This is a genomic window from Streptomyces sp. NPDC093225 (genome assembly GCF_044753805.1).
Taxonomy (GTDB): Bacteria; Actinomycetota; Actinomycetes; order Streptomycetales; family Streptomycetaceae; genus Streptomyces.
In genome coordinates, this window is sequence record NZ_JBIVNX010000038.1 from 42,606 (window position 1) to 55,848 (window position 13,243).

Annotated in this window: 16 protein-coding genes and 5 tRNA genes; 15 read left to right on the forward strand and 6 right to left on the reverse strand. The window is 71.6% G+C overall.

The genetic code is table 11. The annotated features are described in order from the left end of the window. Positions 1-94: 94 nt before the first annotated feature. The 6 genes from ACIQCH_RS28205 to ACIQCH_RS28230 all read left to right on the forward strand — a co-directional run bounded on the left by ACIQCH_RS28205 (position 95) and on the right by ACIQCH_RS28230 (position 1,412). Positions 95-835: an HAD family hydrolase gene (locus ACIQCH_RS28205; RefSeq protein ID WP_402585385.1), complete on the forward strand. Its 741-nt coding sequence runs from the start codon at positions 95-97 to the stop codon at positions 833-835. 86 nt (positions 836-921) lie between these two features. Further along, positions 922-993 (forward strand) — tRNA-Gln (locus ACIQCH_RS28210). Positions 994-1,022: 29 nt separating this feature from the next. After that, positions 1,023-1,095, forward strand: a tRNA-Glu gene (locus ACIQCH_RS28215). Positions 1,096-1,157: 62 nt separating this feature from the next. Next, a tRNA-Glu gene (locus tag ACIQCH_RS28220) sits at positions 1,158-1,230 on the forward strand. A gap of 21 nt (positions 1,231-1,251) precedes the next feature. After that, a tRNA-Gln gene (locus tag ACIQCH_RS28225) sits at positions 1,252-1,323 on the forward strand. 16 nt (positions 1,324-1,339) lie between these two features. Further along, positions 1,340-1,412, forward strand: a tRNA-Glu gene (locus tag ACIQCH_RS28230). A gap of 207 nt (positions 1,413-1,619) precedes the next feature. Here the strand turns inward: ACIQCH_RS28230 and ndgR are convergent. After that, positions 1,620-2,336 (reverse strand): IclR family transcriptional regulator NdgR, encoded by a 717-nt coding sequence (gene ndgR, locus ACIQCH_RS28235; RefSeq protein ID WP_026278050.1) that lies wholly within the window; start codon positions 2,334-2,336, stop codon positions 1,620-1,622. Between the two features lie 185 nt (positions 2,337-2,521). Here ndgR and leuC point away from each other — a divergent pair, with 185 nt between their 5' ends. The 4 genes from leuC (at position 2,522) to ACIQCH_RS28255 (ending at position 5,716) form a co-directional block, all read left to right on the forward strand. Next, on the forward strand, positions 2,522-3,946 hold the full coding sequence (gene leuC, locus ACIQCH_RS28240; RefSeq protein WP_402585390.1) for a 3-isopropylmalate dehydratase large subunit: 1,425 nt from the start codon (positions 2,522-2,524) through the stop codon (positions 3,944-3,946). Between the two features lie 6 nt (positions 3,947-3,952). Further along, positions 3,953-4,546 (forward strand): 3-isopropylmalate dehydratase small subunit, encoded by a 594-nt coding sequence (gene leuD / locus ACIQCH_RS28245; RefSeq protein ID WP_402585392.1) that lies wholly within the window; start codon positions 3,953-3,955, stop codon positions 4,544-4,546. A gap of 115 nt (positions 4,547-4,661) precedes the next feature. Continuing rightward, positions 4,662-4,889, forward strand: coding sequence for a hypothetical protein (locus tag ACIQCH_RS28250; RefSeq protein ID WP_030195044.1), 228 nt, complete (start codon positions 4,662-4,664; stop codon positions 4,887-4,889). Between the two features lie 143 nt (positions 4,890-5,032). Next, entirely contained in the window at positions 5,033-5,716 is a 684-nt protein-coding gene (locus tag ACIQCH_RS28255) for an HU family DNA-binding protein (RefSeq protein WP_402585394.1), read from the forward strand. A gap of 177 nt (positions 5,717-5,893) precedes the next feature. On the opposite strand, the gene ACIQCH_RS28260 is transcribed toward ACIQCH_RS28255, so the two are convergent. Next, the gene (locus tag ACIQCH_RS28260; protein WP_030195048.1) at positions 5,894-6,097 is read right to left on the reverse strand and encodes a hypothetical protein; all 204 of its coding nucleotides are present in this window, start codon (positions 6,095-6,097) and stop codon (positions 5,894-5,896) included. A gap of 9 nt (positions 6,098-6,106) precedes the next feature. Continuing rightward, positions 6,107-6,790, reverse strand: a complete 684-nt coding sequence (cofC, locus tag ACIQCH_RS28265; protein ID WP_402585396.1) for a 2-phospho-L-lactate guanylyltransferase — start codon at positions 6,788-6,790, stop codon at positions 6,107-6,109. A gap of 169 nt (positions 6,791-6,959) precedes the next feature. On the opposite strand from cofC, the gene ACIQCH_RS28270 reads away from it, so the two are divergent. Genes ACIQCH_RS28270 through ACIQCH_RS28280 form a run of 3 tightly spaced genes read left to right on the forward strand, consistent with a single transcriptional unit; the run spans position 6,960 to position 9,946 of the window. After that, a complete protein-coding gene (locus ACIQCH_RS28270; RefSeq protein ID WP_402585398.1) occupies positions 6,960-7,712 on the forward strand; it encodes a lysophospholipid acyltransferase family protein in 753 nt (250 codons plus the stop codon). Continuing rightward, positions 7,709-8,749, forward strand: coding sequence for an NAD(P)H-dependent glycerol-3-phosphate dehydrogenase (locus ACIQCH_RS28275; protein WP_402585400.1), 1,041 nt, complete (start codon positions 7,709-7,711; stop codon positions 8,747-8,749). The genes ACIQCH_RS28270 and ACIQCH_RS28275 overlap by 4 nt, the downstream gene beginning before the upstream one ends. A gap of 39 nt (positions 8,750-8,788) precedes the next feature. Continuing rightward, positions 8,789-9,946, forward strand: a complete 1,158-nt coding sequence (locus ACIQCH_RS28280) for a D-alanine--D-alanine ligase family protein (protein WP_402585402.1) — start codon at positions 8,789-8,791, stop codon at positions 9,944-9,946. Between the two features lie 76 nt (positions 9,947-10,022). Here the strand turns inward: ACIQCH_RS28280 and ACIQCH_RS28285 are convergent, their stop codons facing one another. Then, complete coding sequence (locus tag ACIQCH_RS28285; RefSeq protein WP_402585437.1) at positions 10,023-10,514, reverse strand: DUF3515 domain-containing protein; 492 nt, start codon at positions 10,512-10,514, stop codon at positions 10,023-10,025. Between the two features lie 29 nt (positions 10,515-10,543). Then, positions 10,544-10,777 (reverse strand): Lrp/AsnC family transcriptional regulator, encoded by a 234-nt coding sequence (locus tag ACIQCH_RS28290; protein WP_030195064.1) that lies wholly within the window; start codon positions 10,775-10,777, stop codon positions 10,544-10,546. 251 nt (positions 10,778-11,028) lie between these two features. On the opposite strand from ACIQCH_RS28290, the gene ACIQCH_RS28295 reads away from it, so the two are divergent. Continuing rightward, the gene (locus ACIQCH_RS28295; protein ID WP_030195066.1) at positions 11,029-12,003 is read left to right on the forward strand and encodes a thiamine-phosphate kinase; all 975 of its coding nucleotides are present in this window, start codon (positions 11,029-11,031) and stop codon (positions 12,001-12,003) included. Next, the gene (gene thiD / locus ACIQCH_RS28300) at positions 12,000-12,821 is read left to right on the forward strand and encodes a bifunctional hydroxymethylpyrimidine kinase/phosphomethylpyrimidine kinase (RefSeq protein ID WP_402585405.1); all 822 of its coding nucleotides are present in this window, start codon (positions 12,000-12,002) and stop codon (positions 12,819-12,821) included. The genes ACIQCH_RS28295 and thiD overlap by 4 nt, the downstream gene beginning before the upstream one ends. A gap of 166 nt (positions 12,822-12,987) precedes the next feature. Here thiD and rpmB read toward each other — a convergent pair whose 3' ends face one another. Then, positions 12,988-13,173 (reverse strand): 50S ribosomal protein L28, encoded by a 186-nt coding sequence (gene rpmB / locus ACIQCH_RS28305; RefSeq protein WP_030195073.1) that lies wholly within the window; start codon positions 13,171-13,173, stop codon positions 12,988-12,990. Positions 13,174-13,243: the final 70 nt, after the last annotated feature.

Consider the following 13,243-nt stretch of genomic DNA (forward strand, 5'->3'; position numbering starts at 1 on the left):
CGGGCCGCCGCCCCCTGCGGCGTTCCCGGGGGCGGCCCCGGCGGATTCCCGCGGGACGGCCCCCGGCGCCGGCCCGGGGAGTAGCCTCGGCCGCATGATCGAGGCCGTGCTGTGGGACATCGACGACACCCTCTTCGACTACACCGGGGCCGACCGGGCCGGGCTGGCCCGGCACCTCGCGGACGAGGGGGCGGCCGGTGCCTTCGGATCGCCCGCCGAGGCCTTGGCGCTCTGGCGCACGATCACCGACCGGCACTGGGACCGGTTCGCGGCCGGCGAGGTCGACTTCCAGGGCCAGCGCCGGGACCGGGTACGGGACTTCCTCGGCCGCCCGGAGCTGACGGACCCGGGCGCGGACGCGTGGTTCGACGGGTACGTCGCCCACTACCGGGCCGCCTGGGCGGTCTTCCCCGACGTGGTCCCGGCCCTGGACGCCCTGACGCCCGGCTACCGGCACGGCGTGCTCTCCAACTCCTCCCTGGCCAACCAGGACGTGAAACTGCGCGAGCTGGGCCTGCGGGGGCGTTTCGAGGTGCTGCTGTGCGCGGCCGAGCTGGGCGTGAGCAAGCCCGACGCCGGGGCCTTCCGGGCCGCCTGCGAGGCCCTGGGCCTGGCACCCGGCGCGGTGGCGTACGTAGGGGACCGGCTGGACATCGACGCGCAGGGGGCCCGGGACGCCGGCCTCGCGGGCGTCTGGCTCGACCGCTGCGGAGCTGCGGGGGCGCTCGCGGAGGGCGCGCTTCCAGAAGGCGTACACCGGATCGCGGGGCTCGCCGAGCTACCCGCCCTGCTGGCCGGGGATACCCGTTTTGGAGCTGGCTCACCCTTCCGGTAATGTTCTTTCTGCGCCGCCGAGCGGGCCGAAAGGCCGGACGGAGGCGCCACTCAAGAGGAAGTCCCCGACAGGGGGTTGACTTTTGGTGGGGTATAGTGTAATTGGCAACACGAGGGTTTCTGGTTCCCTTATTCTAGGTTCGAGTCCTGGTACCCCAGCGCAGTGCAAGTGGTAGACGCAGTGCTTTGCCCCCGTTGTGTAGCGGCCTAGCACGCCGCCCTCTCAAGGCGGTAGCGCCGGTTCGAATCCGGTCGGGGGTACAGATCCTTCCCGCGAGATCTCCATGGGTCGCACCCGGACGTCTCGATGCAGGATCGCTAGGGCCCCCGTTGTGTAGCGGCCTAGCACGCCGCCCTCTCAAGGCGGTAGCGCCGGTTCGAATCCGGTCGGGGGTACTGAGGTTGTCTAGACCTCATTGGGCTATGGTGTAATTGGCAACACGAAGGTTTCTGGTTCCTTTGTTCTAGGTTCGAGTCCTGGTAGCCCAGCGCAGTACAAGAGCAAGCCCCCGTTGTGTAGCGGCCTAGCACGCCGCCCTCTCAAGGCGGTAGCGCCGGTTCGAATCCGGTCGGGGGTACGCACAGGAAAGACCCTCCGTGATCTTCACGGAGGGTCTTTTCGCGTTCCGCTTCCGCTTCCGCCGGACCCGCCGCCACGTCACGGCCGGAGGGCGCGAAAAGGCCCCCCGCGGGTGCGGGGGGCCGTGAAGCGGGGGCTCGGAGGCGCCTGTTCGGACGTGTGCGGCGCCGTGGGCGCCTCCGGGCCGGAGGGACGGGTTCCGGGGTCAGCCGGAGCGGCGCAGGGCCTCGCTCAGGCGCGCGGCGGCGTCGATGACGGCCTGCGCGTGCATCCGCCCCGGGTGCCGGGTCAGACGCTCGATCGGGCCGGACACCGACACGGCGGCCACCACGCGGTTCGAGGGGCCCCGCACCGGCGCGGAGACCGAGGCCACGCCCGGCTCCCGCTCGCCGATCGACTGGGCCCAGCCGCGGCGCCGTACGCCCGACAGGGCCGTCGCCGTGAAACGCGCCCCCTGCAGGCCGCGGTGCAGCCGCTCGGGCTCCTCCCAGGCCATGAGGATCTGCGCGGAGGAGCCGGCCTTCATGGTGAGCGTGGAGCCCACCGGGACGGTGTCCCGAAGGCCGGACAGCCGCTCCGCGGCCGCCACGCAGATGCGCATGTCTCCCTGACGGCGGTAGAGCTGCGCGCTCTCGCCCGTCACGTCACGGAGGTGGGTGAGTACCGGTCCCGCCGTGGCCAGCAGGCGGTCCTCGCCGGCAGCGGCGGCGAGCTCCGCCAGCCGCGGGCCGAGGATGAACCTGCCCTGCATGTCCCTCGCCACCATCCGGTGGTGTTCCAAAGCCACGGCAAGGCGATGTGCCGTGGGTCGTGCGAGCCCTGTCGCCGCGACCAGCCCGGCGAGGGTGGCCGGACCGGACTCCAGAGCGCTCAGCACGAGCGCTGCCTTGTCGAGAACGCCGACGCCGCTAGAGTTGTCCATGCAACGATATTCACGTCTCACACTGTGAAACGCAAGTTCAATTTTCCGGAGAACCCGCCAGGCTAGAGGTGCGGACCCGGAAACCAGCGGGTCAGAGCCCGCCGCCCGGCTGTGGGGTACGGGCGGACGCGGCCCCGAAAAGATCTCTAGAAGCGTCGGCACACCCGCCGACCGGAGGGAAAGCGATGGGTAGGACACTCGCGGAGAAGGTCTGGGACGACCACGTCGTCCGGCGCGCCGAGGGCGAGCCCGACCTCCTCTTCATCGATCTTCACCTGCTGCACGAGGTGACCAGCCCGCAGGCCTTCGAGGGCCTGCGCCAGAACGGCCGCAAGGTCCGGCGCCTCGACCTCACCATCGCGACCGAGGACCACAACACCCCCACGCTCGACATCGACAAGCCCATCGCGGACCCGGTCTCCCGGGCCCAGCTGGAGACGCTCCGCAAGAACTGCGCGGAGTTCGGCGTCCGGCTGCACCCGCTGGGCGACGTCGAGCAGGGCGTTGTCCACGTGGTGGGACCGCAGCTGGGACTGACCCAGCCCGGCACCACCGTGGTCTGCGGTGACTCCCACACCTCCACCCACGGCGCCTTCGGCGCGCTGGCCTTCGGCATCGGCACCAGCCAGGTCGAGCACGTGCTGGCCACCCAGACGCTGCCGCTGGCCCGCCCCAAGACCATGGCGATCACGGTCACGGGCGAGCTGGCCGAGGGCGTCACGGCCAAGGACCTGATCTTGGCGATCATCGCCAAGATCGGCACCGGTGGTGGCCAGGGCTACGTCCTGGAGTACCGCGGCGAGGCCGTCGAGAAGCTCTCGATGGAGGCGCGGATGACCATCTGCAACATGTCGATCGAGGCCGGCGCGCGGGCGGGCATGATCGCCCCCGACCAGACCACCTTCGACTACCTCCAGGGCCGCGACCACGCCCCCCGGGGCCAGGACTGGGACGACGCGGTCGCCTACTGGAAGACCCTGCGCACCGACGAGGACGCCGTCTTCGACGCCGAGGTCGTCATCGACGGCTCGTCGCTGTCGCCGTTCGTCACGTGGGGCACCAACCCGGGCCAGGGCGCGCCGCTCTCCGCGAGCGTCCCCGACCCGGCTTCGTACGAGGACGCTTCGGAGCGCCTGGCCGCCGAAAAGGCCCTGGAGTACATGGGGTTGACCGCCGGGCAGCCGCTGCGGGACATCAAGGTCGACACGGTCTTCGTAGGTTCCTGCACCAACGGCCGCATCGAGGACCTGCGCGCGGTCGCCGACGTCATCGGGGGCCGCAAAGTCGCCGACGGCGTACGGATGCTGGTCGTCCCGGGCTCCGTCCGGGTGGCCCTGCAGGCCGTCGAGGAGGGCCTGGACAAGGTCTTCAAGGACGCCGGCGCCGAATGGCGGCACGCGGGCTGCTCCATGTGTCTGGGCATGAACCCCGACCAACTGGCCCCCGGTGAGCGCTCCGCGTCCACCTCCAACCGCAACTTCGAGGGCAGGCAGGGCAAGGGCGGCCGTACGCACCTGGTCTCCCCGCAGGTGGCCGCGGCCACCGCGGTCCTGGGCCACCTGGCCTCGCCCGCCGACCTGACCGACGTCCCCACGCCCGCCGGAGTCTGATCACCCATGGAAGCCTTCACCACGCACACCGGCCGGGCCGTCCCGCTGCGCCGCAGCAACGTCGACACCGACCAGATCATCCCGGCCCACTGGCTGAAGAAGATCACCCGTGACGGGTTCGAGGACGGGCTCTTCGAGGCCTGGCGCAAGGACCCCGAGTTCGTCCTGAACCGCCCCGAGCGCCAGGGTGCCACCGTCCTGGTCGCCGGCCCCGACTTCGGTACCGGCTCCTCCCGCGAGCACGCCGTCTGGGCGCTGCAGAACTACGGGTTCAAGACGGTGATCTCGGCCCGCTTCGCCGATATCTTCCGCGGCAACTCGCTCAAGAACGGGCTGCTCACGGTCGTCCTGCCGCAGGAGACCGTGGACGCGCTGTGGGAGCTGACCGAGGCCGACCCCGCCGCCGAAATCACCGTCGACCTCGTCGACCGCAAGGTCCGCGCGGCCGGAATCGAGGCGGAGTTCGAGCTCGACGAGAACGCCCGCTGGCGTCTGCTGGAGGGACTGGACGACATCTCCCTCACCCTTCAGAACGAAGCCGACATCGCGGCGTACGAAACCGTCCGACCGGCCTTCAAGCCGCGCACGATTCAGGCCTGATCAGGGCTTATCCGCCGCCCGGCCACGACTGTGCCCCCCGTCCTCCGACGGGGGGCACAGTCGTATGTTGAGGCCCTGTGAGGCGACAACTCGCCCCAGATGGCACAATCTGTGCATGGAACGCGACAGTCAACTCGAGCTCTACGAACTCGTCGCGGACCGGTTGAAAGAAGCACACGCAAGGGTGCGCACACTGCAAGTCCCGGAGGGCGTAAGGATGGCGCTGACCCGGAAGCTGTTGGTCGTCACGGCCGGGGCGAAGCACGATCTCGCCGATGCGGCAAGGCGCCTGGACAGGTTGATGAAGGACCTCGACGAGGGTCGATTCCCTGAAGGCGACTGATGCGAAGGAACTCCGCAACGGTCCGCATCGTTGCGGCACTAGGGTGATTAGCCCGTTTCGTGTTTGATTTGCGGTATATATCCGCCTAACGTGCGAAAAAGCTTGAACACATTCGTTCTGGCAATGTCTCCGAAGGGGAAGACGTGAACAAGGCGCAGCTCGTAGAAGCGATTGCCGACAAGCTCGGCGGCCGCCAGCAGGCCGCGGACGCTGTCGACGCGGTACTCGACGCGATGGTCCGCGCGGTCGTCGCGGGCGACCGGGTCTCGGTCACGGGCTTCGGCTCGTTCGAGAAGGTCGACCGTCCGGCCCGCTACGCCCGCAACCCGCAGACGGGTGAGCGCGTCCGGGTCAAGAAGACCTCCGTGCCGCGTTTCCGCGCCGGTCAGGGCTTCAAGGACCTGGTCAGCGGGACCAAGAAGCTCCCGAAGGGCGACGAGGTCGCGGTCAAGAAGGCCCCGAAGGGCAGCCTGATGGCGGCCGCCGCCGGCACCAGCCGCACGACCGTCAAGAAGGCCGCCGCCAAGAAGGCCACCACCGCCAAGAAGGCGGCCCCGGCGAAGAAGGTAGCCGCCACCAAGACCGCCGCGGTGAAGAAGACCACGGCGAAGAAGGCCACGCCGGTCAAGAAGACCACCGCCGCGGCCAAGAAGACCACCGCCGCCGCCGCGAAGAAGGCCACCGCGGCCAAGACGACGGCGGCGAAGAAGACCACCGCGAAGAAGACGGCCCCCGCGAAGAAGGCCGTCGCGAAGAAGGCGCCCGCCAAGAAGACCACGGCGCGCAAGACCGCCACCGCGAAGAAGACCACCACCCGCAAGCGCTGACGGCCGCCGACGCCTTCGCGCGCAGCGCGCACGCACACGTCCCACGGGGTTCACGCACGCCGGGCCGGTTTCCCCCGTGGGGAAACCGGCCCGCGGTGTCTTCGCAGGTCAGCGCAGCGGCGGCGGCGAGGCGCCGTCCCCGGCGGGCTGTCCGACGGCCCGTGGGGAACGGCCCGTTCAGAAGGTCTGCAGCGTGACCAGGGTGATGCGCAGGCCCGTTCCCGCGCCCTCGGTCTCGATCCGCACGCGCTGCCCCGGCCGCAGCAGGCGCAGCCCGCCCGCGTCGAAGGCCGGCGCGTCGAAGGGCACCGGGGTGCCGTCGTCCAGCAGCACGCTGCCGGTCCGGGTCTCGGGTTCGTACGTGTACGCGGTTGCCTGCATACCCGCAGCCTATAGGCGCCCGGCAGTCCGTTCGGCGGTGTCCGCGACCCGGACCGGCGGGCGGTAGAGCCGCGCCGTGCGCGGCCCCAGCCCCAGCAGCGCGGCCGCCGCCAGATCCGCTCCGGTGTCCACGTCCCGGCGTACGCTCTCCACCCCCGCGAGCTCGATTTCCACCGCCCCCGAGGCCGAATGCCGGGCCCGCGACGGGCCGCCGAACGCGGGTGCCAATTCCACGCCCGGCGCGGCGGAAAGCAGTGTTGTTCCGATTCCTGCCGCATCCGCCAGAAATGCCCGGGGAAATGCACTCGCGTTTTCGAGCACGCGTTGCAATTCCGGTGGGCGCAGCGCCGGCAGATCCGCGTTCATCGCCGCGACGGCGGCCCCCGGCCGCCCCCCGCGGGCCACCCGCGCCCCGTGCGCCAGCGCCGCGTTGAGGCCCGCCGCGGGGGCGTCCGGCACCACCCGGGCGCCCAGCCCGACCAGCCGCGCGCCGGCCACGGCGTCGTCCGTGACGACCACCACATCCCGCACCGCCGCGCAGGCCAGCGCCCCCGCCACGGTGTCCAGGGCGAAGGCCAGCGCGAGCGCCGGCCGGGCCGGGCCCGCAGCCGCCGCCAGCCTGCTCTTCGCCGCCCCCAGCGGCTTCAGCGGGACGACCAGCGTCCAGGCGGTGTTCGTCACGACCCCCCTCATCGAAAAAGCGCGCGAGTCGGCCCCATTGTCACCCCGGGTCCGCCGGGCAGGGGGTACGGTCCCGCGAGCGGGGCGTACGGTGTTCTCGACAGAGACCGGACCCGGGGCCACACTTGTCCGGCCCGTCGGGTGCCACAGCCCCGCCCCGGTCCTAGAGGAAGGTGTCCGAGTGTCCCGCCGCAGAATCGGCTTCTGGTACCGCCTGGCGGCGGTCATCGCAAAACCGCCGCTGGTGGTGCTGTTCAAGCGGGACTGGCGGGGAATGGAGCACATTCCCGCAGACGGCGGGTTTATCACCGCCGTCAATCACAACTCCTATCTGGACCCGCTCTCCTACGCGCACTTCCAGTACAACACCGGACGGGTCCCCCGTTTCCTGGCGAAGGCCGCCCTCTTCAAGGCGCCTTTCGTCGGCATGATCCTGCGTGGCACCGGCCAGATCCCCGTCTACCGCGAGACCACCAACGCCCTGGACGCATTCCGCTCCGCCGTGGACGCCATCGAGCGCGGCGAATGCGTGGCCTTTTACCCCGAGGGCACCCTCACCCGGGACCCCGAGCTGTGGCCCATGGCCGGCAAGACCGGCGCCGCCCGGGTCGCCCTGATGACCAAGGCCCCGGTCGTTCCCGTGGCCCAGTGGGGCGCCAACGAGGCGATGCCGCCCTACGCCAAGGAGAACAAGGTCAACCTGTTCCCCCGCAAGACCTTCAAGGTGCTCGCAGGCCCGCCCGTGGACCTCTCGGACTTCTACGACCGCGAGCCCACCCCGGAGGTCCTCAAGGAGGCCACCGAGGTCATCATGGCGGCCATCACCGCGCTCCTGCAGGAGCTGCGCGGCGAGCCCGCGCCGGAGCGCCCGTACGACCACCGCCAGGCCCGCGCCGAACAGCGCCGCAAGGCCGCAGGGGAGGGCACCAAGTGAGCGGAACGGAAACCGGCCCGGCGCGCCCGGACCGCCCCCTGAAGGCGGCCGTCTTCGGAACCGGCTCCTGGGGCACCGCCTTCGGCATGGTCCTGGCCGACGCCGGCTGCGAGGTCACCCTCTGGGGCCGCCGCCAGGAGCTGGCCGACGCGGTCAACACCGGGCACACCAACCCGGACTACCTCCCCGGCATCGAACTGCCCGCCGCGGTCCGCGCCACCACCGACCCCGCCGAGGCCGCCCGCGGCGCCGACTTCACCGTCCTGGCCGTGCCCTCGCAGACCCTGCGCGGCAACCTCGCCGAGTGGGCCCCGCTGCTGCCCGCCGACACCGTCCTCGTCTCCCTGATGAAGGGCATCGAACTCGGCACCGCCAAGCGGATGAGCGAGGTCATCGAGGAGGTCGCCAAGGTCCCCGCGGAGCGCGTCGCGGTCGTCACCGGCCCGAACCTGGCCCGCGAGATCGCCGCCCGGCAGCCCGCCGCCTCCGTCGTCGCCTGCGCCGACGAGACCGTGGCCCGCCGCCTCCAGGCCGCCTGCCACACCCCGTACTTCCGCCCGTACACCAACACCGACGTCGTCGGCTGCGAACTGGGCGGAGCCGTCAAGAACGTCATCGGCCTCGCCGTCGGCATCGCCGACGGCATGGGCCTGGGTGACAACGCCAAGGGCTCCCTCATCACCCGCGGCCTGGCCGAAACCACCCGGCTCGGCCTGGCGATGGGCGCCGACCCGCTCACCTTCTCGGGCCTGGCCGGCCTGGGCGACCTCGTCGCCACCTGCTCCTCGCCCCTTTCGCGCAACCACACCTTCGGCACCAACCTCGGCCGCGGCATGACGCTGGAGGAGACCATCGCGGTCACCCGGCAGACCGCCGAGGGCGTCAAGTCCTGCGAGTCGGTGGCCGATCTGGCCCGCCGCCACGGCGTCGACATGCCCATCACGGGCACGGTGGTCGACATCGTCCACAACGGCAAGCCGCCCGTGGTCGCGCTGAAGGAGCTCATGGGGCGAAGCGCCAAACCGGAACGGCGCTGACTCCTTTCCGGACGTCTGAGCGGGTACGCTCAAGCCGATATGAGCAGCGAGAACCTCCCCCAGACCCCTGAGCAGCAGGGCCGCAAGCCGCGCGTGGCCGTCGTCTTCGGCGGCCGCAGCTCGGAGCACGCCATCTCGGTCGTCACCGCGGGCGCGGTGCTGCGGGCGATCGACCGGTCCAAGTACGAGGTGCTGCCCATCGGCATCACCACGGACGGCCGCTGGGCGCTGACCGCCGACGCCCCCGAGCGCATGGCCATCGCCGACCGCAAGCTGCCGAACGTCGCCGAGCTGGCCGAGTCCGCCGACGGCGGCGTCGTGCTGCCCGTCGACCCCGCCAGCCGCGAGGTCGTCTACACCGAGCCCGGCGCGGTCCCCAAGGCCCTGGGCGAGGTCGACGTCGTCTTCCCCATGCTGCACGGCCCGTACGGCGAGGACGGCACCCTCCAGGGCCTGCTGGAGCTCTCCGGGATCCCGTACGTCGGCTCCGGCGTCCTGTCCTCGGCCGTGGGCCAGGACAAGGAGTACATGAAGCGCGTCTTCGTCTCCTTCGGCCTGGAGGTCGGCCCGTACACGGTCGTCCGGCCGCGCGAGTGGGACGCCGACCCGTCCGCCGCCCGCAAGAAGATCGTGGACTTCGCCGGCGACCACGGCTGGCCGCTGTTCATCAAGCCCGCCCGCGGCGGCTCGTCCGTGGGCATCACCAAGGTCGACGACCTCTCCGGTCTCGACGAGGCGCTCGAAGAGGCCCGCCGCCACGACCCCAAGATCCTCGTCGAGGCGCTGCTGCGCGGTCGCGAGATCGAGTGCGGCGTCCTGGAGTTCGAGGACGGCCCGCGCGCCAGCGTGCCCGCCGAGATCCCGCCGGTCTCCAGCCACGACTTCTACGACTTCGAGGCCAAGTACATCGACTCGGCCGCCGGTCTGGTCCCGGCCCCGCTCACCGCGGAGGAGACCGCCGAGGTGCAGCGCCTGGCCGTCGAGGCCTTCGAGGCCGCCGCCTGCGAGGGCCTGGTGCGCGCCGACTTCTTCCTCACCGAGGACGGCCGGTTCGTCATCAACGAGATCAACACCATGCCCGGCTTCACCCCCATCTCCATGTACCCGCGGATGTGGCAGGAGTCCGGGGTCTCGTACCCGGAGCTGGTGGACCGCCTGATCCAGGCCGCCATGCGCCGCTCGACCGGCCTGCGCTAGCCGGCCCCCGACGTCCGTACGGCCGCCCGCCGGGAGTTCCCGGCGGGCGGCCGTACGTGAAGGAGGGGCGGGGGCGTCAGTACGAGGAGACGCCCTGGGGGACCGTCTTCTCGATGGCGGGACCCAGGGGGACGACCAGCCCGGCGTCCGTGGCGTGCTCCTCGTCCACGACCACCTCGACGTAGGCGAGGCGCGACGCGGTGACGAACCTGACCGAACCGTCCTCGCGGCGCTTGCCGATCATCCAGCCCACGCCGTTCACCTCGACCTGCCCCGCGCTGGTGTCCGCGAGGGCGGAAATCAGGTCGACGGGCTTCGGGACACCGCAGCGCAGTACGATCGCTGCGCCGCCCCACGCGGCGGTCAGATCGGACGCGGGTTCGGGGTCCTCCCGGTCCTGGCCGGCCACCGTCTCCGGGAGCGCGTCGTGCAGCGCCGCACACAGCTTCGCCACGTCCGCGGGAGGGGCGGGCGGGGGAGTGACCTCCGCCCGCGCGTCACCCGACGAGCAGCCCGCAAGGGCCAGGGCGGCGGCCAGTACGGGCAGCATGAGGAGCCGGAGGCGCATCGACGTCACCGGCCAAGACTAGACGGGGGCTACAGATGGACGACCGGGCAGGTCAGGGTACGGGTGATGCCGTCCACCTGCTGGACCTTGGCGACCACCATGCGACCCAGTTCGTCTACCGTGTCCGCCTGGGCCCGCACGATGACGTCGTACGGACCGGTCACGTCCTCCGCCTGGATCACCCCCGGGATCTTCGCGATGGACTCGGCGACCAGCGACGCCTTGCCCACCTCGGTCTGGATGAGGATGTACGCCTGTACCACAGAACCTCCAGGGCGGCCACGAGGATCATCTCCCCTAACCTTCGGGGGAAGACGCCGTACCTGACACGGCGGAACCCCAGGGAAGAAGGGACGCCACGGTACCGCGTCGCCGTGTGCCGCGGGGAGACCCGGGGGTACGGCGCCGCGCTCGGCGGGGCGTACGGAGAACAGAAGTTGACGTATCTGTTGACGGTACCTAGTGCAGTGACGGCTCGCGACCGCAAGCCCACTGGGCCAGAAGGAGCACAGCGATGAAGGGCACCGTGGGCGAGCTGGGGGAGTTCGGGCTCATCAGAGAGCTCACCTCCCGGCTCACCTCCACCCCGGCGGTACGGCTCGGCCCCGGCGACGACGCCGCCGTCGTCACCGCGCCCGACCGGCGCGTCGTGGCGAGCACGGACATCCTCCTCGAGGGTCGGCACTTCCGCCGCGACTGGTCCACCGCCTACGACGTCGGCCGCAAGGCCGCCGCCCAGAACCTGGCCGACATCGCCGCCATGGGCGCCGTGCCCACCGCCCTGCTGCTGGGCCTGGTCGTCCCCGCCGAGCTGCCGGTCACCTGGCCCACCGAGCTCATGGACGGCATTCGCGACGAGTGCCAGGTCGCCGGCGCCGCCGTGGTCGGCGGCGACGTGGTCCGCGGCGACACCATCACGGTCGCCATCACGGCCCTGGGCGACCTGCGCAACCACGAGCCCGTCACCCGCGCCGGCGCCCAGCCCGGCGACGTGGTCGCCGTCACCGGCTGGCTGGGCTGGTCCGCCGCCGGGTACGCCGTCCTCTCCCGCGGCTTCCGCTCCCCCCGCGCCTTCGTGGAGGCGCACCGCCGCCCCGAGCCCCCGTACCACGCGGGCCCCGCGGCCGCCGGGCTCGGCGCGACCGCCATGACCGACGTCAGTGACGGCCTGGTCGCCGACCTCGGGCACATCGCCGAGGCCAGCAAGGTCCGCATCGACCTGCACTCGGCCGCCATCGACATCCCCACCCAGATGAACGACATCGGCCAGGCCGTCGGCGTCGACCCGCTGCAGTGGGTGCTCACCGGGGGCGAGGACCACGCGATCGTCGCGACCTTCCCGCCCGACGTGAAGCTGCCCGCCCGCTGGAAGGTCATCGGCGAGGTGCAGAACCCGTCCGCCCAGCCCCAGGTGACCGTCGACGGCGCACCGTGGCACAGCACCGGCGGCTGGGACCACTTCGGCGGCGAGATCGAGGACGCCACGTGATACCCGCGCCCCCCGGCACGGCCGGCCGGCCGCCGCTGTGCCTGACCGTCGCCGGGTCCGACTCCGGCGGCGGCGCGGGCATCCAGGCCGACCTCAAGACGATGCTCGCCCTCGGCGTGCACGGCATGAGCGTGGTGACCGCCGTCACCGCGCAGAACTCGCTGGGCGTGCGCGGCGCCTGGGAGCTGCCCGCCGAGGCCGTCGAGGCCCAGTACCGGGCCGTCGTCGACGACATCGGGGTCCAGGCGGTCAAGACCGGCATGCTGGCCTCCGCCGAGCTCGTCGAGACCGTGGCCCGGCTGATCGCCGCGACCCCGGCCCCCGCCGTGGTCGACCCCGTCGGCGTCTCCAAGCACGGCGACGCGCTGCTCGCCGCGTCCGCCCTGGAGGCCGTACGCACCCTCCTGCTGCCCGCGGCCACCGTCGCCACGCCCAACCTCGACGAAGTGGCGCAGCTCACCGGCGTCGTCGTGACCGACGAGGACGGCCTGCGCCGGGCCGCCGGTGCGATCCTCGCGTACGGACCCCGCTGGGCGCTCATCAAGGGCGGCCACCTCGGCGCCGGGCACGACGCGGTCGACCTGCTCACCGACGGCACCACCGAGCTGTGGCTGCGCGCCCCCCGGCACGACAACCGGCACACCCACGGCACCGGCTGCACCCTGGCCAGCGCGGTCGCCGCGGGCCTCGCCAAGGGACTGGACGTCCCCGCGGCCGTGACGGCCGCGAAGGAGTACGTCACCGGGGCCGTCGCCGCCGGCTTCGCACTGGGCGGCGGCATCGGGCCCGTGGACCACGCCTGGCGCTGGCGCGGCTGACCGCGGCCGGGGGACACACGCACACGGGCCCGGTGGGGCCGCGTACCGGAGTACGCGGCCCCACCGGGCCCGCGCCGTCGCTACGGACGGCAAAGCGAAGAGCCGGCCCACCGAGGTGGACCGGCTCTTCGGGCAACCGGACAGGCTGCGCTACGACGTGAAGGCGTCAGCGCGAAACCTTGCCGGCCTTGATGCACGAGGTGCAGGCGTTGAGGCGCTTCGGCGTCCCACCGACCACGGCACGCACACGCTGGATGTTCGGGTTCCAGCGACGGGGCGTACGGCGGTGCGAGTGCGAGATGTTGTTGCCGAAGCCCGGCCCCTTGCCGCAGACGTCGCAGTTGGCAGCCACGGGTCACTCCAAAGACTTCAGATGCACTTACAGTGAAATCCGGCGCACCGGATCAGAGAGTCTGAGGTGG